Here is a 21070-nt window from a genome sequence, read left to right as displayed (position 1 = left end):
GAGATTCACAGCCCGATGGACTTGTGCAGTACCTGTGGGAGCGGGCAAGCCCGCGAAGGGGCCGGTACAGGCAAACCGGTCAGTTACAGCAGTTCAAAGCTCTGCTGCTGCACCGCCTGGGAATCCAGCCCGACCTGGACATTGAATTCCCCTGGCTCGGCAACCCGCTGCAGTTGGCCATTGTAGAACTTCAGGTCTTCTTCGCTGATGCGGAAGCTCAACGTGCGCGATTCGCCAGGCTTGAGCATCAGCTTCTGGAAGTTCTTCAATTCCTTCACCGGGCGGCTCATCGATGCCGATACATCCTGCAGGTACAGCTGCACCACGGTCTCGCCTGCCACCTTGCCGGTGTTCTTCACCGTCACCTTGGCTTCCAGCGTGTCGCCACGCTTGAGGTCCTTGTTCGACAGCTTCAGCCCCGACAGCTCGAAACTGCTGTAGCTCAGGCCATAGCCGAACGGGTACAGCGGGCCATTGGGCTCTTCGAAGTACTGCGAGGTGTAGTTGCCCGGCTTGCCCGGCGTGAAGGGCCGGCCAATACGGGTGTGGTTGTAGTACATCGGGATCTGCCCGACCGAGCGCGGGAAGGTGATGGCCAGCTTGCCGGACGGGTTGTAATCGCCGAACAGCACGTCGGCAATCGCGTTGCCGCCTTCGGTACCGGCGAACCAGGTTTCCAGAATGGCGTCGGCCTGCTCGCGTTCCCAGGCAATCGACAGTGGGCGGCCGTTCATCAGCACCAGCACCAGCGGCTTGCCGGTGGCCTTCAGGGCCTTGATCAGTTCCCGCTGGCTGGCCGGGATTTCCAGGGTGGTACGGCTCGACGACTCGTGGGACATGCCGCGGGATTCACCGACCACTGCCACCACCACATCGGACTGCTTCGCCGCCTTCACCGCCTCGTCGATCAGCACCGCGGGCGGGCGCGGGTCGTCGACGATTTCCGGTGCATCGAAGTTGAGGAAGTTCAGGTAATCGAACATCGCCTTGTCGCCGGTGACGTTGGAACCTTTGGCGTAGACCAGCTTGGCCTTGCCCTCCACGGCGCGGCGCAAGCCTTCGCGCACGGTCACCGAGTGCACTGGTTTGCCGTCGGCTGCCCAGCTGCCCATCATGTCGATCGGGGCATCGGCCAGCGGGCCGACCAGGGCGATGGTGCCGGCCTTTTTCAGCGGCAGGGTCTGGTTGCGGTTTTCCAGCAGCACCAGGCTGCGGCGCGCCACGTCACGCGCGGCATCGCGGTGCAGGCGGTCGTTGCCGTAGTAGTCCTTCAGGTCGGTTTCGGCCTTGCCGATGCGCACGTACGGGTCCTTGAACAGGCCCATGTCGTACTTGGCACCCAGCACTTCGCGCACCGCCTGGTCCAGTTCGCCCTGGGTCACTTCGCCGGACTTCAGCAGGCCTGGCAGCTCTTCGCCGTACAGGGTGTCGTTCATGCTCATGTCGATGCCGGCCTTGATCGCCAGCTTGGCGGCTTCGCGGCCATCGCGGGCGACGCCATGGCGGATCAGCTCCTGGATGGCGCCGTGGTCGCTGATGGTCACGCCCTTGAAGCCCCACTCCTTTCGCAGCAGGTCGTTCATCAGCCAGGTGTTGGAGGTGGCCGGCACGCCGTTGATCGAGTTCAGCGCCACCATCACCCCGCCGGCACCAGCGTCAAGCGCGGCGCGGTAGGGCGGCAGGTAGTCGTTGTACATTTTCGGCAGGCTCATATCGACCGTGTTGTAGTCGCGCCCGCCTTCCACCGCGCCATACAGGGCGAAGTGCTTGACGATGGCCATGATGCTGTCGGGATTGGCCGGGCTGCTGCCCTGGAACGAGCGGACCATCACCTGGCCGATCTTCGAGGTCAGGTAGGTGTCTTCGCCAAAGCCTTCACTGGTGCGGCCCCAGCGCGGGTCGCGGGCAATGTCGACCATCGGTGCGAAGGTCATGTCCAGGGCGTCGGCCGCGGCTTCGATGGCGGCGGTGCGGCCGACCTTGGCGACGGCGTCCATGTCCCAGGTCGCGGCCATGCCCAGGCCGATCGGGAAAATGGTGCGTTCGCCGTGGACGGTATCGTAGGCGAAGAACATCGGGATCTTCAGGCGGCTGCGCATGGCCGCGTCCTGCATCGGCCGGTTCTCGGGCGCGGTACGCGAGTTGAAGGTGCCACCGATGCGGCCGGCGGCGATTTCCTCGCGAATCTTGTCGCGGGGCATTTCCGGGCCGATGCTGATCAGGCGCAGCTGGCCGATCTTCTCGGCTTCGGTCATCTGGCTGATCAGATGGTCGATGAACGCCTGCTTGTCCTGCAGGGGCGGGGCGGAGGGGGCGGCGAGGGCCGCCTGACTGGCAAGGCCCATGGCCAGGCCCAGCAAAGACAGTTTCATCATCAATTCCGTTGTGGGGCCTCTGCCGTATCCACGGTGATACGCGCGCGGCCGAAGTTTTCAGGCGGCTATTGTTGTACGATTTGCAGGCATTTCTTCCAGCGGCGGATTATGCCTGAATATGTCGCCTGCGGACGAAGCCCCGAATGCCGGGACAACAACTATAAGAACGCTCAAGAGACCGACGGCATGACCCCCCTCGACGAATACCATCAGCGCCAGATCGCCGAAGCCATTGCCCGTGCCGAACGGCGCACCGATGCCGAACTGGTGACGGTGCTGGCCCGCCGGGCCGATGACTACGCCTACTGGCCGTTGTTCTGGGCCGCCGTGCTGGCGCTGGCCGTGCCGGCCCTGTTTCACTGGCTGCTGGGTTGGCCCGGAGTGCGTGGCTTGCTGGTGGCCAATGTGCTGTTGTTCGTCGGCTTGTGCCTGCTGCTGCGCAGCCCACGCCTGGCCGGCTGGCTGATCCCCCGAGCCCTGCGCCGCTGGCGCGCCTCGCGCCTGGCCCGCCAGCAGTTTCGCGAACAGAACCTGCAGCGCACTGCTGGTGCCACGGGCGTACTGATCTTCGTCAGCGAGGCGGAGCGGCATGTGGAGATCCTGGTCGACCGCGGCATCGAGCACTACCTGGATGCCACCGCCCGCGCGGCCATCGTCGCCCGCTTTGCCGAACAGGTACGCCAGGGCCGCACCTTGCAGGGTTTTGTCGAGTGCATCGAGGCGTGCGGCGAACTGCTCAGCGAACATGTGCCGCCTACCCATGCACGTAACGAGTTGCCCAACCGGTTGGTGATTCTCGATTGAGCCCTAATGCCAGTCAGTTAAGCAAATGGGGGCCGCTTTGCGGCCCTTCGCGGGCTTGCCCGCTCCCACAGGTGTGCCGCTGAGCCCATGATTTGCGCGACCCCTGTGGGAGCGGGCAAGCCCGCGAAGGGCTGCAAAGCAGCCCCAATTAAACAGGCAGACCTTAACTGACTGGCATTAGGGCAAGCCCGCTCCCACAGGAAGTTGAGCACCCTGTAGAATGCGTGCATTGCGCCATGCGCTCCCCGCTATCCGAGGCACCGTTTTTCCATGTCCGCCAGTTCTTCTGCCCCATCCGCGCCGGATGCGCGCACCCAGTTTCTCGACCTGCTGAAAGCCGCCCTGCATGGCAATACCCTGGTCAAACTGGTATTGGCGCGCCATGTCGGTGCCGACCAGACCTTGCAACGGATCATTGCCAAGCCGCTGCAGGTCAAGGGCCAGCCGTGCCTGTCGCTGGTCTATCGCCACCAGACCCGCGACATCACCCGCAACCTGGCGCTGGACCAGGCCCAGGCGCTGGTCGCCGAGCTGCTGCCGGACAGCTTCCGCAACGCGCACCTGTTCGATGCCGACGGTGAAGTGCAGTTGACCTTCAGCAAGAAGGGCAAGCCCATGCTCCAGCGCCACGGCGCACAGGCACCGCGCGAAGCTGCCAGCAGCAGCGGCCATGACCGCGAGAAGAAGCGCTACCTGGAGCTGTCGCGGCCGTTCCTGCGTGACCTCGGCGTGACTGACGCACAAGGCGCGCTTATCCCGTCCATGTCGCGCAAGTGGAAGCAGATCAACAAGTTCATCGAAGTCTTCGACCATGCCCTGGCCAGCGCCCCGGTGCCGGCGGAGCAGGCGCTGCGGGTGGCCGACTTCGGCTCTGGCAAGGGCTACCTGACCTTTGCCATGCACGACTACCTGCGCAACAGCCTGGGCCGCGAAGCACAGGTAACCGGCGTCGAGCTGCGCCAGGACATGGTCGACTTGTGCAACGCCGCCGCCTTGCGCCTGGAGCACCCAGGCCTGGAGTTCCAGTGTGGCGACGTGCGTAGCGTGGTGCCCGAGGCCATCGAAGTGATGATCGCCCTGCATGCCTGCGACATCGCCACCGACTACGCCATCCACACCGGCATCCGCTGCAACGCCGCGATCATCATGTGCTCGCCGTGCTGTCACAAGCAGATCCGCCCGCAACTGCACAGCCCAGGGTTGTTGCAACCGATGCTGCAGTACGGCCTGCACCTGGGCCAGCAGGCCGAGATGCTGACCGACAGCCTGCGCGCGCTGTACCTGGAAGCCTGCGGGTACGAGACCAAGGTGTTCGAGTTCATTTCGCTGGAGCACACCAACAAGAACAAGATGATTCTTGCGGTGAAGCGGCGCCAGGCAGGGGACAACGGCGCGTTGCTGGAGAAGATCGGGCAGCTCAAGGCGTTTTACGGGGTGCAGGAGCATTGCCTGGAGACGTTGTTGCAGGCGGACGGGTTGCTCTGACAGCACTGCTTGCTTCTACGGGCCTCTAAAACATTCTTCGGGTCAAAGTCCCGATTCCGCGTAGGACAATTCCCAACAGTTACTTACAGCGACTCCCAGCATCATCAATTCTGTAGTGTGGCGTGCACGCTTGCCGATTGGGTGGTTGTCATTTGACAACCTTTGGCATGCAAGTCCACACTGGAGAAAATCTGATGTCACGCCCCAGTCACGCCAGGAAGGAGGTTGAGCAGGCCTTGAGGCACGCTGAGTCAAAGGGATGGAGAGTAGTGGTGGGTGGGGGGCATTGTTGGGGGAAAATGTACTGCCCGTGGAACGATGCCCATTGTCGGTGTGGGGAGTTTTGCATTACCAGTATCTGGAGCACCCCGAGGAGCCCTGGCAATTTGGCGCGTCAGCTGAGGCGTGTGGTTGATAACTGTTCGGGCAGCAAAGTTGCCTCAGGCGCACCAAATGCCGGAGAGGAGTAGAAGCCGTGGAATATGAGTTCACCCTCAAGTATCAATTGAGCGAAAACGAAGACACCGATGCGCTACTGGAGCGTCTGGCTGAAGGCGGATGCGATGATGCGGTGGTTGGCGTAGGTCAACCGGGCCGCTTGGCGCTTGCCTTCATCCGCGAGTCCCCTACTGCGAAAGAGGCTATCGAGAGCGCTTTGAAAGATGTTTGCAGAGTGGTGCCAGGCGCTCGCCTCATCGAAGCGACCCCCGATCTTGTAGGGCTTTCCGATGTGGCTGAAATCATAGGCGTATCTCGGCAAAACATGCGGAAATTGATGTTGGCGCATTCACATAACTTCCCTGCCCCCGTGCACGATGGCAGCACTGCTCTCTGGCATCTTGCCGACATTCTGGTTTGGTTGCAGGCGCGGGGTAGCTACTCAATTGGCCAGGGCACCCTTGAACTGGCTCGCATAGCGATGGCAGTCAATATTTCAAGCGCATATGAACGGGTAGTGCTTCAGCGATACTTGTGAGTCCCCGCACCCTGCAACAAATTGTCTGCCACGGCTGCATTGGTATCTTTCAAGGGCTCGGTTTCGCTGGCCGTCGCTTCGAGCTGGCGGGCCTGGCGGTATTCGCTGGGCGTGCAGTTGCTGACCTGCTTGAAGGTGCGGGCGAAGTAGGACGGGTCCTTGAAGCCTGCCTCATAGCCGATGCTGGTAATCGGCATCTGGCTGTTGACGAGCAGGTCCATGGCTAGATTCATGCGCTTGCTCAGGATGTAATCCAAAAACCCAACGCCGTTGACTTCCTTGAACAGGCGGCTGAAGCGGGCCGTGGTCATGCCGCAGCGCTGCGCGAGGTCTTTTTGATCGACACATTCGCGGAAGTGCTGGTCGATGTAAGGCATGACCTTGCTCAGCGCCTGGTGCTTGTGGTGTTCGCCGGTCAGGCGAATGCTGTCCGGCAGGGAGGGAAGATGATCGATGCGCTGCGCATTGCCTGAGGCCTTGCTGGCGCGGCGTATGTCGCAAAGCTGCTTGAGGACATCGATGTAGCGACTTTTCTCACCGCTTGTCAGCGGCAATACCAGATACTCCCAGACCCGCGAACGCATGGCCCAGACGGCCAACTCTTCGGAGTGCTGCACGGTGAACATGGTGACCGGGATGGATGGTGAGTTGCGTTTCACTTCCAGCAGCAGGTTGAGGTTGAGGGTGTCGGGGCGATCGAAATGCATGCAGATCATGTCTGCATGCTGGCGTTCGGAATGCGCGACGGCCTTCGCCAGTTTGCAATCGCAGACATGACTAAACTGTGCCATCAGCGCTTCGGTGGAACGATCGCGTGTCAGATCGAACCACAACAACAGCGGCTTTGTGCCCGGGTTAGACATCGTGACTTAACCTTATGCTGGGGAGTTTCCCTACGAGCAGCAGTATTGTCAAAACACTATTAAGTCGCCGAGCAATTTGGTTATTACCTTAGATCGTTTTTGCTTAAGGGGTTCTATGGGTTTTGTAAAACCCTGATGTTAGACAGGTTCCGCAGTCAGGCTGGTCTTTGATCATGGCGACCGTTTGTCGGCTTTGAACAAACGTGCCAGAACCTTTCCCTGAGCCGGCTGCAAATGCGTACGAAAGTGCTTCTCATATTCGGGTTTCCTGCCTGTTTTACTGGTGGCCTCGCCCACCTTTTCGATGCTGGCCAATGGCCGCAAAAAAGTCCTAGCGATTCGCAAAAATCTCCTAACTACTGCTGTCACCCTCTGACTAGGATTCGCAACAGGTAGTGCAAAACACCACTGCCCGGGAAGAAAAATAATGTCCTTAGCGAGGTGAGCGAAATGAATCTGCAAACTATCAAGGCTTCGGTTATGAAGTTCGTCAAAGACGAAGATGGGCTGACCATTGTGGAGTACGCGGTAGCTGGTGGGTTGATCACTCTTACCGTTGTGGGTGCTTTCCAACTGTTGGGCGGGGCAGTCAACACCAAGATCACCGGACTGAAAGATGCTGTTCTCAACGCGCCTGCCGCGCCTGCCAACGGGGGTTAACCAATATTCGGCCCGATGGGAGATGCAGCAATGTCCGCAGAATCTCTGTTCGCCATTGTCGTGCTGCTAGGGCTGGTAGGTATTGCGGTGGTGGGGGATCTTCGCCACCACCGCATTCCCAACGTCCTTATCTTGCTGGGATTGGGTTTGGGCTTGGCGGGTCAGGCTTACTCCGCCGGGCTTATTGGGCTGGGGCATGGCGTGTTGGGTATGTTTATTGGTTTTGCCATTTTCCTGCCGATGTACGCGCTGGAGGGGATGGCCGCTGGCGACGTAAAGTTGATGGCCATGGTCGGAGCCTTTCTAACACCGTATGACGCACTTTCGGCTGCACTTTTCAGCCTGATAGCCGGTGGAGTTTGCGGAATCCTGATAGTGCTCATACGTGGCCAATTACAACGGACTTTAGAACGCTATTGGCTGATGTTGACGGCGCGGGCTTACTTGGCGCCGATGGAGGATGAGGTGGCAGGTAAGCCTTTCCCTTATTCGGTCGCAATTTTGTCTGGAACCCTTGTCAGCCTTTTCGGGCTACCGCTTGGCCTATAGCCTGGGAGGCTAACCATGTACGCACTTAGAGACAGTGGTGCCTGCGCCTGTGACAAGGATGCAGTGCAGAGCCTGGCACCGCAGCCACGTACAGTCCGTGAGACTGGCTTGGCAGAAAGCTTTCTCGGTGATTTGCTGTGCAAGCACCTGCACGACGCCGGTACGCTGGACCTGTCGCGCCTGGTGGAGCGCTTGGCACTGACCGGTGCGGTGGTAGAAGAAGTACTGGCCTTTCTGCGTAAGGATGGCCGCGTCGAAGTACTGGGCCAGGTAGGTGTGCAAACGGGGGGGCAGGTGCTGCGATACGGCTTGACCGAGCGCGGCCGCGGTACCGCCCGGGATGCATTGGCGCGCAGCGGCTACATCGGCGCGGCGCCCTTCCCCGTAAGTGCCTACCGTGACCTGCTCAAGCTGCAGACCATCCACCATGGCCGCATTAATACGCAGGACATGCACACGGCCTTCGCTGGCGTAGTGCTCTCGGAGAGCATGCTCGATCAACTGGGCGTAGCGCTGAACTCCGGGCGCGCGATCATGATTTACGGCCCCGCAGGCACCGGCAAGACCTACGTCAGCAGCCGGTTGATTCGCCTGTTCGCCGAATCCATCTGGGTACCGCATGCCATAGAAATCAATGAGTCGGTCATCGAGGTGTATGACCCTCAGGTGCATCAGCGCCTGGAGGAGGAGGAGGGTCAACCCACCAGCCTGTTGCTGAACGAAGGCATCGATCGCCGGCTGGTGCGCTGCAAACGCCCGGTTGTGATCACTGGCGGTGAGTTGGGCATGGAGCAACTGGACGTCCGCTTCGATCCCAGTACCCGTCAATATCAGGCCTCCCTGCAACTCAAGGCCAGCAACGGCCTGTTCATCATCGACGACATGGGGCGCCAGCGCATGGCTCCGGCCGAACTGCTCAACCGCTGGATCGTGCCGATGGAAGAGAAGCGCGACTTCCTCAACCTGGGTGGCGGGCGCCATTGCGAGTTGCCGTTCGATCTGGTGCTGGTTTTTTCCACCAACCTCAATCCCCTGGAGCTGGCCGACGAAGCCTTCTTGCGGCGCATTGGCTACAAGCTGCAGTTCAGCTACCTGAAGGTCGATGAATACGAACGTATCTGGCGCCAGGAGTGCGAGCGCCTGGGCCTGGCTTACGACCCGTCGCTGTTGCGCCATGCGCTACAGGCGCTGTACGAGGCCGAAGGCGTGCCGCTGGTGCCATGCCACCCTCGCGACCTGCTGAACATGGCGCTCGACCGCCAGCGTTACCTGGGGGGCGAGGGGGCGCTGTCGCCGCAGGAGCTGGAATGGGCCTGGCGTAGCTACTTCGTCCAGATCGACTTCCTTGGATAAGGAGATGCAGACATGAGTGCCCGTACGCTGACCCTGGTTGCCGTTTCCCTGACCTTGGGGCTTGGTGCCGCCTTGATGGCCAACAACTGGCTCAATGGTCGTCTCAACGCCGCCCCGGATGACAACATGAAGAATGTGGTGGTCGCCACGGTGGAGATCCCGTTCGGGCAGATGATCGAGGCCCAGCAGGTCGCCATCGTGCGCATGCCCAAGGATGCGGTGCCCGACGATGCCTTCGACAGCAATGAAAAGGTGGTTGGCAAGATTGCCACTTTCGCTCTGTTGCGCGGCGATGTGCTGCGCAGCGCACGCGTGGCTGAGCACTTGGGTGGCAGTACCCTGGCGTCGTTGATCGCCCCCGACAAACGAGCCATTTCGGTGCGTGTGGATGACGTGGTCGGGGTGGGTGGGTTCCTGTTGCCGGGCAACCGGGTCGATGTACTGGCGACCAAGCGCAGCGACGGTAACAGTAATGACTCAGAGTCCAGGACCATCCTCCAGGACTTGCGCGTACTGGCCGTGGACCAGACGGCGGGGACGGACAAGACACAACCGGTGGTGGTGCGTGCCGTGACCCTGGAAATGTCGGCCAAAGAGGCCGAGGTACTGGTCAAGGCGCAATCGGAAGGGAAGTTGCAGCTGGCCCTGCGTAACCCGCTGGATGCTCAGAAACAATCGCAAGCCGTTGCCGCTGTCGCGCCGGTCCAGGCTGCGCCACCAGTAGCCAAACCCCAACCAAAACCGGTGGCAAAAGGTAACGGTGGAGTAGGCTCGGTCACCATCATCCGCGGGACTGAAGTTGAAGTAGCGAAAGCAAGGTTTTAAGGCGGCTGGCGTCCGAATGGCTAACTTTCGGCAGGAACAAGAACACCTCGCAAGGAGTTGTGCATGAATACTTTGCAGAGATTAGGGATGTACCTGTTGTGCGGGCTGGGTACGCAGCTGCTGTTCGTCGGTGTGACGCAGGCTGCAGAACCGGGATCGGGATACAGCGCCATGCCGGCGGCCAACACCAATATGATCCAGGTACCCATCTACAAGTCGCGTACGATCAGCGCTCGTACGCCGGTGAGGAAAATCTCGGTCGGCAATCCGGATATCGCCGATATCCTGATCACCAGCCCGACCCAGCTCTACCTGCTCGGCCGTTCCCTGGGCACTACCAACGTGCTGCTGTGGGACAGCAACAACCGCTTGATCGAGACCATGGATGTGGAGGTCGTGCATGATCTCACCGGGCTCAAGACCAAACTGCACCAGCTGCTGCCCGAGGAGAACATCGAGGTGTTCAGCGCACAAGGCGCATTGGTACTGCGTGGTCAGGTGCGTAGTGCCGCGGCCATGGACACAGCGATGAAAGTGGCCAAGACCTATGCCGCGCAGACCTCGAGTGTGGTGCAGGGCAAAGGTGAAGCTGCCGCAGCGGCCCCGGCCCAGTCCCTGGAGGTGATCAACCTGCTCAGCGTCGGTGGCAGCCAGCAAGTGATGCTGGAAGTGAAAGTGGCCGAGATGCAGCGCAGCCTGATCAAGAACCTCAACGTGCGCTTCAATGCACTTGGTTCATCCGGCAACTGGAGCGGTGGCGGGTTCAACAATGGTCAAGGGCTGGGCCTGACTCCAGGCGGTGGGTCGATCCTTTCGCCAGGTTCGCTGATTGGTGGCGGCAAAGGCTTGTTCGCCCAGTTCCTGTCCGACGATTTCCTCTTCAACGTGGTGCTGGAAGCGTCCAAGGACAATGGTTCGGCCAAGGTGCTGGCAGAACCCACCCTCACCACGCTGACCGGCCAGCAGGCGGAGTTCATTTCCGGTGGCGAGTTCCCGGTGCCGATTACCGAGGATGATGGCATCACCATCGAGTACAAGGAATTCGGTGTCGGCGTGAAGTTCCTGCCGGTAGTGCTCGATTCGGGGCGTATCAACCTCAACCTGAATGTCTCGGTAAGCGAGCTTTCCAACGTCAACTCGTTGGTACTCGACACGGGCCTGAACAGTATTCTGGGCGATGGTGTTACCCAGGTCATTCCGTCGCTGACTAAGCGCAGCGCCGAGTCCACGGTCGAACTGGGCAATGGCCAGACCATCGCCATCGCCGGTCTGATCAGTGAAAACACCCGCGATTTCGTCAGCCGTTTCCCCGGGCTGGGGGACCTGCCGATACTCGGGCACCTGTTCCGCAGCCAGTCGTTCATCAACGGTGAAACCGAACTGGTGATCCTGGTGACCCCGCACCTCGCCAAGCCTGTGGACGCCAAGGCGGTGCGCCTGCCCACCGAGAAATTCGTCGAACCCAGTGACCTGGACTTCTACCTGCTTGGCAAGACCAAGAGCAGTGAGCCCGGGCGCTCGGTGCCTGTCAGCCTCGGCGTCAGCGGTGGCAACTTTGGCCATGATCTGAACTGATCGGAGAGAACCAGCATGAGAACCATGATCGTGTGTTGCGCGCTGCTGTCGGGGTTGTCCGGTTGCATGTCATACGACGAGGGGCGCGTCGGCCCGCTGGGTTACAGCGTCTACCAGACTACCTACCAGCAGATTGCCGATAAGCAGGTAGCTGCAAACCCTGGTACCGAACTGCCTGTTGTGGGCGCCGATGGGCCATTGCTGGAGAAGGTGATGAATAGTTATCGGGGGACGACCGGCGATGCCCAGCAGGTCGGTCAGCCGATTCAGATCCAACTGAGTAATGATTGAGGGCGTGACCATGACTCCTCGAGCTCAACGGATGTTCACCGCGCCGCCAGGTCAACAGCGGGGGGCAGTGACTGTCATCATCGTGATCGCCCTGGTTGCGATTTTGATGATGGCCGCGTTGGTGCTCGATGGTGGTCACATGTTGTTGAATAAGACCCGACTGCAAAATGCCGTGGACGCTGCCGCCCTGAGTGGTGCAAAGACCCTGAGCCAGGTGATGGGTTCTGGCAATGCCGCCACTACCGCGCGTGATGCCGCGCTCTTTACCCTGAACGAAAATGCCAAGGCCGCGGGCAACAAGGAACTGTTGACGGCAATTGGCGGCAAACTTGGAACATTCGCTGTCGTGGAGCTGGCAGACAATGTCTATGGGCCTTTCTCGTTCCCTGGGCCGGCCAATGCCACCTATGTGCGGGTCAAGGTATTGAATTACTCACTGGCAGGCTTTTTCTGGAGCTTTGCCCAGTCAATCGGTACAGGTGCTGTTGGGACCAAGAGCGTGACGGCGATTGCCACCGCTGGGCCGAGCCCGACCAGTCCATGTGATCTTGCGCCTCTGCTGGTGTGTGGCGACCCGACCAAATACAACCCGGACACCGGCATGTTCTGGGGGTATCGCTTTGGTGACCTGGAGGTCTTGAAATCAGCTTCCAAGGACAACGACCCGATTGGCCCGGGCAACTTTCAGCTGCTCGATTTTGGCTCGGGCGGCAAGGAGGTGGGCGAACTCATGGCCGGAGGCGCCTCGGTTTGCCGCAATGTCGGTGACAACGTCACCACCAAGCCTGGCAACACGGTTGGCCCTGCCGTCAAAGGCCTGAACACGCGCTTCGGCGAGTACGCCGGGTCGCTCAATAGCACGGACTATCCGCCCGACCTGGTTACGAGCTATAGCAATCCGGCGATGAAGTACAACGCCAAAACTGAAAAGGTGGAGCACCAAGGCCAAGTCGTCACTTCGAGCAATGGCAACCTGTCTGCTGGCAGTACGCCGCTGTTCGACTACAACGACTATGCCGCGCAGACAGCCGCATGTATCGCAGGCGGTACGGGTTGCCAGTCGGGTGGGGTTTTCGAGCGACGGATGCTGAAGATCGTGGTGGGCGACTGCTCGGGCAAAAACTCGGGGGCATCATCGATTCCGGCCCTCGGTTTCGGTTGCTTCTATGTGGTGCAGCCGGCCGACAACTCGGGTAAGGATTCGCAGATATTCGGCCAGTTCGTCAAGCAATGCGAAGGCGACGGTGTGCCTGGGCCTACGCCGCAAGACGATTCCGGCCCGCAGATCATCCAGCTGTACAAAACCTTTATCAGTGGCAGTGGCACACCGAGCACCGACTCCTAGGAGCGTGTCATGGAACTTTATCGGCTCAAGCGTGCGCAGCGTCAGCAAGGGGTGGCAATCGTCGAGTTCACCATCACTCTGCCACTGTTGCTCCTGACCTTGCTGGCCTTCGGCGAATTTGGCCGCATGCTTTACCAATACAACAGCTTGCTGCAGGGCAGCCGGGATGCCGCGCGCTTTGTGGCCAGCCAGGCCTGGAACTCGACCTTGGGCAAGGTCGAGGTGAGCACCGACCTCGAGTGCATGACCAAGAAAGTGGCGGTGTACGGTGCACCTTCCGCGCCGCCTTGCAGCCTGACCGGGATGCCGGCCAATACCACCGTGCAGGTTGCCAAGGTGGCGGGCACCAACGACCACGTGCAGGTGACCATCAGCGCGGTCTTTTCCCCACTGATCGCCAGCGGCATTCCGGCCTTTATCGGCAACGGCACGGCACTGAACTTCCCGTTGGTCGCTACCACCGTGATGAGGGCACTGTGATGAAGCGCAGAGGCATGCAGGGCGTTTACGTGGTGGAGTTCGCCATCGTCAGTGCGTTGATGTTCACGCTGCTGTTCGGGGTGCTTGAAATAGGCCGGCTGTACTACACCGTGAACGTGCTGAATGAGTCCGTTCGGCGTGGTGCACGTCTGGCGGCGGTGTGCAATATCAGCGATCCGGTGGTGCTGCGCAGGGCGATATTCAACACTGCGGGCGACAGTGGTGCCAGCAGCCTGCTGGCCGGCCTGGACACCTCGGATCTGACTCTGCGTTACCTGGACAAGAACGGTGCACAGGTCGCCAACCCCGGTGATCTGGTAAGTGCCACCGGGTTTGCCGCTGTCCGCTATGTGCAACTGACGCTGCAGAACTTTCAATTCAGCCTGTTTATTCCAGGGTTTGGCGTGCCCATTACCTTGCCAGTATTCAAGGCGACCTTACCTCGCGAGAGCCTCGGGCGTCATACCGAGGCGGATGTCGTACCGGAGATCACGCCATGCTGAATCTAAGGGAGTCTTCCGTATCCGCTACCTCCATCAAGCCCGGAATGCGTCTGTTGATCAGCAGTTCCGACGCCCTGGCCTTGCGCCAGTTGCAAGAAATCTGTCAGCGCATCTCGGGTCTGGAGGTGAATGTTCGCCAGGTGAGCAATGGGCATTGCGACCCTCTGTACGGGCTGGACCGGATGCCCGATTTCTTGCTGCTGCGCGTTGGCCAGCTGTGGCGTGAGGAGCTGGCGGCCCTGTTGCAACGCCCGGCACATGAGCGCCCGCCGCTGCTCGTATGTGGCCAGCTGGACGATCGGGAAGGCATGCGCCTGGCTATGCAGGCTGGTGCGCGCGATTTTCTGCCGGAGCCTATCGTTGCCTCGGAGCTTATCGCAGCATTGAACCGTATGGTCATGGAAACCCAGACCAACAGCACGGCAACAGGCAAACTGATCGCGGTGATGAATGCCAAGGGGGGCTCCGGCGGCACTGTGCTGGCCTGCAACCTGGCGCATCAGCTCAGCCTCAAGGGCAACGCCCTGTTGCTTGACCTGGACCTGCAGTTTGGCAGCGTGTCGCATCATCTGGATGTGGCGCAGTCGCACAGCCAACTGGACGTGTTGCAGCAGATAAAAGAAATGGATGGTGTTGCACTGCGCGGCTTCTGCAGTCATTTCAGCCCGTCCTTGCATGTGCTTGGCAGCCGCGCCAATGAGCTGTGCCTGCCGCAGGATGTCCAGGCCGAACAGCTCGATGCGCTGCTGCAACTGGCGCGGGCCAACTATGACTGGGTTGTGACGGACTTGCCGCGGCAGATCGATCACATCACCGCCTCGGTGCTGGAGCAGGCCGACCGGGTGTACGTCGTGGTGCAGCAGAGCGTCAACCACCTGCGCGACGCCAGTTCCCTGGCACGCATTCTGCGCGATGACTTGGGCGTGCGCGGCAATCAGCTGGAGGTGGTGGTCAACCGCTACGACAAGGCGGCACCGGTCAGCCTCAAGGACATCGGCGAGGCGCTGCGCTGCACCAATATCGTGAAACTGCCGAATGACTTCAGCGTTATCAACCAGAGCCAGAACACGGGTGTGCCATTAGGTCTGCAAGCACCTCGCTCCGCGATCACCCAGGCGCTGCGTGGGCTGGCCGAGGAATTGGTTGGCAAGCAGGTGGACACTGAAAACGGACTGTTCAAACGCGCCTTCAAGCGTGTTTTTCGGGGGTGAACCATGCTTAGCGATTTCCGTAACCGTTTGCGCAAACAGGCAGCCATCCCCGAGGCATCGACGCCGTCGAAGCAGGGTGGCGGCGCGAAGGACCCGGCAGAGGCGCTGATGGCGTGGGAACATTCAGCACCGGATGTTCTGTTTGAAACGAAAAGCCAGGTCACATCGGTAGAAGCCGAGTGGCGGGAAAAAACCTATGCGCAACTGCTCAAGGTCATGGACCTGTCCTTGCTCGACTCGCTCGAGCAGGCCGAGGCCGTGCGGCAGATCCGCGATATCTGCCAGCGTCTGCTCGATGAGCATTCGGCGCCGGTGAGCTCTGCCAGCCGCCAGTTGATCATCAAGCAGATCACCGATGAAGTGCTTGGCCTTGGCCCGCTGGAGCCGCTGCTGGCCGACCACACGGTGTCCGACATTCTGGTCAACGGGCATGACTCGGTGTATGTCGAGCGGTTCGGCAAGTTGCAGCGCACCGATGTGCGCTTTCGCGATGATCAGCACCTGCTCAACATTATCGACCGCATCGTCTCCAGCCTCGGCCGGCGAATCGACGAGTCTTCGCCGTTGGTCGATGCACGACTCAAGGACGGTTCGCGGGTCAATGCGATCATCCCGCCGCTGGCCATCGATGGGCCAAGTATCTCGATCCGCCGCTTTGCGGTGGACCTGCTCAATACCGACAGCCTGATCCAGGCGGGCGCCCTGACGCCGGCCATCGCGTTGCTGCTCAAGGCGATCGTGCGGGGCCGGCTGAACGTGCTGATCTCCGGCGGCACTGGCTGCGGCAAGACCACCATGCTCAATGTGCTGTCCAGTTTCATTCCCCATAACGAGCGCATCGTCACCATCGAGGACTCGGCCGAACTGCAACTGCAGCAGCCGCATGTGGTGCGCCTGGAAACACGGCCGGCGAACATCGAGGGACGTGGGGAGGTTGGCCAGCGTGAGCTGGTGCGCAACAGCCTGCGGATGCGCCCCGACCGCATCGTGATCGGTGAGGTGCGTGGTGCCGAGGCGCTGGACATGCTGACGGCGATGAACACCGGCCACGATGGTTCACTGACCACGATCCACGCCAATACCGCGCGCGATGCGTTGGGCCGGGTCGAGAACATGGTCTTGATGTCTGGCGCTACGTTCCCGATCAAGGCCATGCGCCAGCAGATCGCATCGGCCATCGATGTGGTAATCCAATTGGAACGGCAGGAAGACGGCAAGCGGCGGTTGGTCAGTGTGCAGGAGATCAACGGTATGGAAGGTGAAATCATCACCATGACCGAGATCTTCTCATTTGTCCGCAATGGTGTGGGCGAGCAGGGCCAGGTGCTTGGTGACTTCCGGCCAAGTGGCATGGTCCCCGCGTTTCGCGATTCTTTGGCCAAGCGCGGGATCGAGTTGCCGCTGACGATGTTCAGACCTGAATGGATGGAGGCTCGTCAGCCATGAGCCAGATACCCGTTGAATACATCCTGATATTTCTTGGCATGGTGTTCGTTGCCGTGTTTCTTCTCAGCCAAGGCCTGGTGGTGCCGGTGTTCGGCGAGGCGGGTAAGGTACGCAAGCGTATCCGTAGCCGACTGGTGATCCTGGAGCGGGCAAGTCATCTGCCGAACATGCAGACCGTGCTGCGGCAGAAGTACCTGACACGCTTGTCGCCGCTGGAGGCGCGGCTCGAGCAGTTGCCCTTCATGGCGTCGCTGACGCAACTGATCGAGCAGGCTGGGCATGAATACCGAGCCTATCGGGTATTGCTGCTGGGGTTCGTTCTGGCTGCGGCTGCCGGGATGCTGGCCTGGTTGTTCTTTCCTTACTGGTGGCTGGCGCTAGCGGCAGCGTTCGTGGCGTTCTGGCTGCCGCTGCTGAAAATCACTGCTGATCGTGGCAAGCGTTTCGCCAAGTTCGAGGAGGGTTTGCCGGATGCGCTGGAAGCTATGTGCCGGGCGTTGCGCGCTGGGCACCCCTTCAATGAAACCCTGCGCCTGGTGGCCGATGAACACAAGGGGCCAGTGGCGCACGAATTCGGCCTGACCTTCGCCGATATCAACTACGGTAATGATGTGCGCCGGGCCATGCTTGGCCTGCTGGAGCGGATGCCGAGCATGACCGTGATGATGCTGGTGACCTCGATTCTTATTCATCGCGAAACCGGCGGCAACCTGACCGAAGTACTGGAGCGCCTGAGTAGTCTGATCCGGGGGCGTTTCCGCTTTCAGCGCAAGGTCAAGACAATGTCGGCCGAAGGGCGAATGTCGGCTTGGGTATTGGTGGCCATACCATTCCTGTTGGCGGCAGCGATCATTGCCACGACCCCGGAGTATTTGACGTTGCTAATCAAAGATCCTACTGGGCATAAGCTGATCATGGGGGCTTTTGGCTCCATGTTGGTCGGGATTTTCTGGATTCGTAAAATTATCCGTATCCAGATTTAAGCAGTACTGGCATAGGGGGTATCGGTCATGGATTATTTGCTCGGTTTGATGAGTAGGGTGACGGACAATGAGGCTCTGACACGACTGCTGATCGTCGGTGCGATCGGGCTGAGCACTGTCATTGCGGTGATGACCGTGACTTTACTAGTGCTGGGACTGCAGAGCCCTCTGCAACGCCGACTTGCGTTGATCAAACAGGGCCATTCCAGCGCTGCAGCCGGACGGGAAGCGCCAAGCAACCTGCAGCTTTTACTGGAACGGGTCGGTCGGCGTGTTACCCCGTCTGCTGAGGGGCAGGCGTCGGCCACCCGAACCCTGTTGACTCATGCAGGTTACGGCTCGGGGTCAGCGGTACAGGTGTACTGGGCGGTGCGTTTGCTGTTGCCGTTGATGCAGCTCGGTATCTCGGTGCTGATACTGCCGTTGGTACCTAACCTCTCCTCGATCACGATCATAGGCTTGGTGCTGATGGGGGCTGGCGCCGGATGGCTGCTGCCGGCAGTGTATGTCGAAAAGCGCAAGAAGGCTCGGCAGGGGCGGTTGCGTGCGGCATTTCCTGATGCCCTGGACTTGATGGTGGTTTGCGTGGAGTCGGGTCTGGCATTGCCCCAGGCTATCGAGCGGGTGGCCGAAGAAATGTCGGTCAGTCAGGCCGAGCTGGCCGAGGAACTGGCCTTGGTCAATGCGCAGATCCGCGCCGGTATTTCCAGTACCGAAGCGCTCAGGCAACTGGCTGATCGCACCGGCCTGGAGGACATTCAAGGCCTGGTCAGCCTGTTGGCGCAGAGTATCCGCTTCGGCACCAGCGTAGCGGCTACTTTGCGCATCTATGCCGAGGAGTTTCGTGACCGGCGCATGCAAGCCGCCGAGGAAATGGGCGCGAAAGTCGGAACCAAGCTGATTTTTCCGCTAATTTTCTGTTTGTGGCCAAGCTTCTTTCTGGTTGCCATCGGCCCGGTGATCATCGGGATACTTAACACGTTCGGGAAGCCATGACATGAACAGGATCAGCTTGCTGTTGACCATGATCGCCGTGCTCTCGGGTTGCCAGAGCACAGGGCCAGACTTGAATGGGGTGCGTTCTGTCTACTCCGGTGGCAATTCGGTGCTCTACCAAGTGCAGTCGCAGAGCAACTCGCCCGACCAGGCAATGCAGATGGCCGCGATGGCTTATCAGGCCGGTGACCTGGACCAGGCGCTGTACCAGTACCTGCGCGTCCTCGAGCTGGCGCCCGAACGTTATGAGGCCCTGGTCTGGGTTGGCCGTATCCACCGCGAACGCGGCAATAACCAGCTTGCCGAGATGGCTTTCACCGAGGTACTGAGCAAGGCGCCGGAAAACCCTGATGCGCTGACTGAAATGGGCCTGCTGAACCTGTCCATGCGTAAACATGAGCAAGCCAAGGTGATGCTGTTGAAGGCAGTTGCCGAGGATCAGAAACGCTTCGCCAAGGACCCAGCCAATACCCAGACAGGAGCGGCTGCGCTCAGGGTCGACAGCAAGTCACCACTCAAGGCTTACAACGGGCTCGGGGTGCTCGCGGATCTGGCCGACAACTTCGCCGAGGCGCAGACCTACTACCGCCTGGCCGAGCTCATCGACCCACATTCGGCGTTGGTGCAGAACAGCCTGGGGTACTCCTATTACATGGCCGGGCAATGGGCCGATGCCGAGCTCCGGTACAAACGTGGTGTGAGCTACGACGGCACGTACAAACCGCTTTGGCGCAACTATGGGTTGCTGCTGGCTCGCATGGGGCGCTATGAGGAGGCGGTGTCTGCCTTTGAACAGGTCGAAAAGCGTGCCGAGGCCAGCAATGATGTCGGCTATGTCTGCCTGGTGGAAGGCAAGCTGGATGTGGCTGAGCAGTTCTTCCGCAGCGCGATCGAGTTGTCGCCGGGGCACTATCCAGTCGCCTGGGAAAACCTGAACAGGGTCCAGCAGATTCGGCAAATCCGCCAACTGGGCGCCGATGTAGCGATGCCCGAGCCGGTTGCAGTTGGCCCGGCCGTGCAGGTGACAACCGCGTCGGCGCCTTGATGCCTGACATATAGCGTAGACGGGGCTGCTACGCAGCCCATCGCCGGCAAGCCGGCTCCCACAAGTACCGCGCAGAATTCAGGCGTTGCGCGATCCCTGTGGGAGCTGGCTTGCCGGCGATGGGCCGCAAAGCGGCCCCCAATTGGTCCACTTCACCTGTGGGTCAGCGGTGCTTCAATAGCCAACGCTGCTTGCCCCAACGGATGCGTACTGGCATCGAAGAAATGCAGCACGGTCCCGGGCATATCCCCGAACCTGTCGACAAAATGCTGCTTCTGGTTGATCACCGATGCCTCGCTCAATGGCCGTATGGCAATCGACAGATGCTTCGGCCGGGCCTGTCGGATGGCTTCGAGCAGATGCTGGTCACTGCTGTCCAGGTGCAGCCCGAACAGGCATAGCCCCTGGCTTTCCCGCGCCAGTTGCCCCAGGCACCAGCCCAGGTAGTCAGAGTTGCGGATGGCGCGCAGTTTCTCGTCGCTGCGGTCTTCGTTGACGAACAGCGGCACTTCGCCCGGGATGTTCACGGCAAAACCATCGAGCAGTTCGGCGCTGTCGGCGCTGCGTTGGCGGGTGGTGCCGTCCGGCAGCTTGAGCAGGTGCAGGCCGCCATGCAGATGCAGCACCCGCGTGCCTTCGCCGTTGGTGCGGCGCACGTCGAAGAAGCCTTGCTCGTCGAACAGTTCGGCGAAGCCGTGCGGTGCGTGTTGCACGGCCCACGGTAGCAGCAGGTCGTAGTTGCTGGTGTAGACGCTGCGGTAGCCGCGCAGGGCCTGGTTGAGGGTTGCCAGGGTCGTGGCCGGCATGAGTGGCCACGGCAGGTGCACCGTGCGTACCGCGTGGATCAGCGCTTCCTTGATCGAGTAGTAGCGGTTCAGCGGCGCGGTGGAGTTGATGGCCAGCGCGGCGTTGGTGCGCACGGTGGTGTTGAGGGCGCTGAGCACCGGCTCGAACAGTTCCGTACCCAGCGACTTGAACAGTGCCTGGTCGCTGACGGCCAGGCCTTTCTTGCGGCCGGCACGTTGCGCTTCCTCGAACAGCGAGAAGTAGCCGAACGGCTTCCACAGCACGCGGCTGGCGCCGTTGCCCAGCAGCAGGGCGTCGCAAGGGTGGCGGGCGGCGAGTTCCGGCCAGGGGGTGAGGGTGGCGTCTAGTGCGGGCATGCTGGGGTCCGTTGGGTGGAGCGGGAACGGGGGCGACTTTAGCATGTCATGCAAGGTGTGCGAGGGTTGTATCCAGGCAAGGGCCTTGTGTCGGCAATGCCGGCCCCTTCGCGGGCACGCCCGCTCCCACAGGAATTACACT

General features: G+C 60.7%; 21 protein-coding genes. 18 read left to right on the top strand and 3 right to left on the bottom strand.

Translation table 11 applies throughout. The annotated features are described in order from the left end of the window. Positions 1-83 precede the first annotated feature (83 nt). Positions 84-2375 (bottom strand): beta-glucosidase BglX, encoded by a 2292-nt coding sequence (gene bglX, locus C163_RS20975; RefSeq protein ID WP_025340465.1) that lies wholly within the window; start codon positions 2373-2375, stop codon positions 84-86. Positions 2376-2561: 186 nt separating this feature from the next. Here bglX and C163_RS20970 point away from each other — a divergent pair, with 186 nt between their 5' ends. The 4 genes from C163_RS20970 to C163_RS20960 all read left to right on the top strand — a co-directional run bounded on the left by C163_RS20970 (position 2562) and on the right by C163_RS20960 (position 5640). Then, the gene (locus C163_RS20970; RefSeq protein ID WP_025340464.1) at positions 2562-3179 is read left to right on the top strand and encodes a TPM domain-containing protein; all 618 of its coding nucleotides are present in this window, start codon (positions 2562-2564) and stop codon (positions 3177-3179) included. Positions 3180-3449: 270 nt separating this feature from the next. Beyond that, positions 3450-4664 (top strand): SAM-dependent methyltransferase, encoded by a 1215-nt coding sequence (locus C163_RS20965; protein ID WP_025340463.1) that lies wholly within the window; start codon positions 3450-3452, stop codon positions 4662-4664. A 194-nt stretch (positions 4665-4858) separates the two neighbouring features. After that, positions 4859-5134: a hypothetical protein gene (locus C163_RS27570; protein ID WP_081742319.1), complete on the top strand. Its 276-nt coding sequence runs from the start codon at positions 4859-4861 to the stop codon at positions 5132-5134. A 5-nt stretch (positions 5135-5139) separates the two neighbouring features. Next, positions 5140-5640: an AlpA family transcriptional regulator gene (locus C163_RS20960; RefSeq protein WP_025340462.1), complete on the top strand. Its 501-nt coding sequence runs from the start codon at positions 5140-5142 to the stop codon at positions 5638-5640. Here C163_RS20960 and C163_RS20955 read toward each other — a convergent pair. Then, complete coding sequence (locus C163_RS20955) at positions 5625-6503, bottom strand: DNA-binding response regulator (protein ID WP_025340461.1); 879 nt, start codon at positions 6501-6503, stop codon at positions 5625-5627. The two genes, C163_RS20960 and C163_RS20955, sit on opposite strands and share 16 nt — an antisense overlap. Before the next feature lie 450 nt (positions 6504-6953). Here C163_RS20955 and C163_RS20950 point away from each other — a divergent pair, with 450 nt between their 5' ends. From C163_RS20950 to C163_RS20885, 14 genes are all read left to right on the top strand, one after another. Then, positions 6954-7163 carry a Flp family type IVb pilin gene (locus C163_RS20950; RefSeq protein ID WP_025340460.1) on the top strand — a complete coding sequence of 70 codons (210 nt, stop codon included), beginning with the start codon at positions 6954-6956 and terminating at the stop codon, positions 7161-7163. Between the two features lie 30 nt (positions 7164-7193). Next, positions 7194-7712, top strand: coding sequence for a prepilin peptidase (locus C163_RS20945; protein ID WP_025340459.1), 519 nt, complete (start codon positions 7194-7196; stop codon positions 7710-7712). 15 nt (positions 7713-7727) lie between these two features. After that, complete coding sequence (locus C163_RS20940; protein WP_025340458.1) at positions 7728-9065, top strand: ATP-binding protein; 1338 nt, start codon at positions 7728-7730, stop codon at positions 9063-9065. Between the two features lie 12 nt (positions 9066-9077). Beyond that, positions 9078-9890 (top strand): Flp pilus assembly protein CpaB, encoded by an 813-nt coding sequence (gene cpaB / locus C163_RS20935; protein WP_025340457.1) that lies wholly within the window; start codon positions 9078-9080, stop codon positions 9888-9890. An 87-nt stretch (positions 9891-9977) separates the two neighbouring features. After that, positions 9978-11465: a type II and III secretion system protein family protein gene (locus C163_RS20930; RefSeq protein ID WP_038408277.1), complete on the top strand. Its 1488-nt coding sequence runs from the start codon at positions 9978-9980 to the stop codon at positions 11463-11465. A gap of 15 nt (positions 11466-11480) precedes the next feature. Next, positions 11481-11756: a hypothetical protein gene (locus tag C163_RS20925; protein ID WP_025340455.1), complete on the top strand. Its 276-nt coding sequence runs from the start codon at positions 11481-11483 to the stop codon at positions 11754-11756. Positions 11757-11766: 10 nt separating this feature from the next. Continuing rightward, positions 11767-13101: a TadE/TadG family type IV pilus assembly protein gene (locus C163_RS20920; RefSeq protein WP_025340454.1), complete on the top strand. Its 1335-nt coding sequence runs from the start codon at positions 11767-11769 to the stop codon at positions 13099-13101. Positions 13102-13110: 9 nt separating this feature from the next. Beyond that, on the top strand, positions 13111-13581 hold the full coding sequence (locus C163_RS20915; RefSeq protein ID WP_025340453.1) for a TadE/TadG family type IV pilus assembly protein: 471 nt from the start codon (positions 13111-13113) through the stop codon (positions 13579-13581). Then, positions 13581-14084 (top strand): TadE/TadG family type IV pilus assembly protein, encoded by a 504-nt coding sequence (locus C163_RS20910; RefSeq protein ID WP_025340452.1) that lies wholly within the window; start codon positions 13581-13583, stop codon positions 14082-14084. The genes C163_RS20915 and C163_RS20910 overlap by 1 nt, the downstream gene beginning before the upstream one ends. Next, complete coding sequence (locus tag C163_RS20905; protein WP_025340451.1) at positions 14078-15295, top strand: AAA family ATPase; 1218 nt, start codon at positions 14078-14080, stop codon at positions 15293-15295. Before C163_RS20910 ends, C163_RS20905 begins: the two co-directional genes overlap by 7 nt. Positions 15296-15298: 3 nt before the next feature. Then, the gene (locus C163_RS20900) at positions 15299-16741 is read left to right on the top strand and encodes a CpaF family protein (RefSeq protein ID WP_025340450.1); all 1443 of its coding nucleotides are present in this window, start codon (positions 15299-15301) and stop codon (positions 16739-16741) included. Continuing rightward, positions 16738-17724, top strand: a complete 987-nt coding sequence (locus C163_RS20895) for a type II secretion system F family protein (protein ID WP_025340449.1) — start codon at positions 16738-16740, stop codon at positions 17722-17724. The genes C163_RS20900 and C163_RS20895 overlap by 4 nt, the downstream gene beginning before the upstream one ends. Before the next feature lie 27 nt (positions 17725-17751). Continuing rightward, positions 17752-18720: a type II secretion system F family protein gene (locus C163_RS20890; RefSeq protein WP_025340448.1), complete on the top strand. Its 969-nt coding sequence runs from the start codon at positions 17752-17754 to the stop codon at positions 18718-18720. Between the two features lies 1 nt (position 18721). Beyond that, positions 18722-19765 (top strand): lipopolysaccharide assembly protein LapB, encoded by a 1044-nt coding sequence (locus tag C163_RS20885; RefSeq protein ID WP_025340447.1) that lies wholly within the window; start codon positions 18722-18724, stop codon positions 19763-19765. 152 nt (positions 19766-19917) lie between these two features. Here the strand turns inward: C163_RS20885 and C163_RS20880 are convergent, their stop codons facing one another. Continuing rightward, positions 19918-20928, bottom strand: coding sequence for a DUF4917 family protein (locus tag C163_RS20880; RefSeq protein ID WP_025340446.1), 1011 nt, complete (start codon positions 20926-20928; stop codon positions 19918-19920). Between the last annotated feature and the right edge of the window lie 142 nt (positions 20929-21070).

The organism is Pseudomonas sp. FGI182, from assembly GCF_000511325.1.
GTDB lineage: Bacteria > Pseudomonadota > Gammaproteobacteria > Pseudomonadales > Pseudomonadaceae > Aquipseudomonas > Aquipseudomonas putida_Z.
Note: the sequence above shows the minus strand (reverse complement) of the source record. Positions and strands in the feature narration are given on the sequence as shown.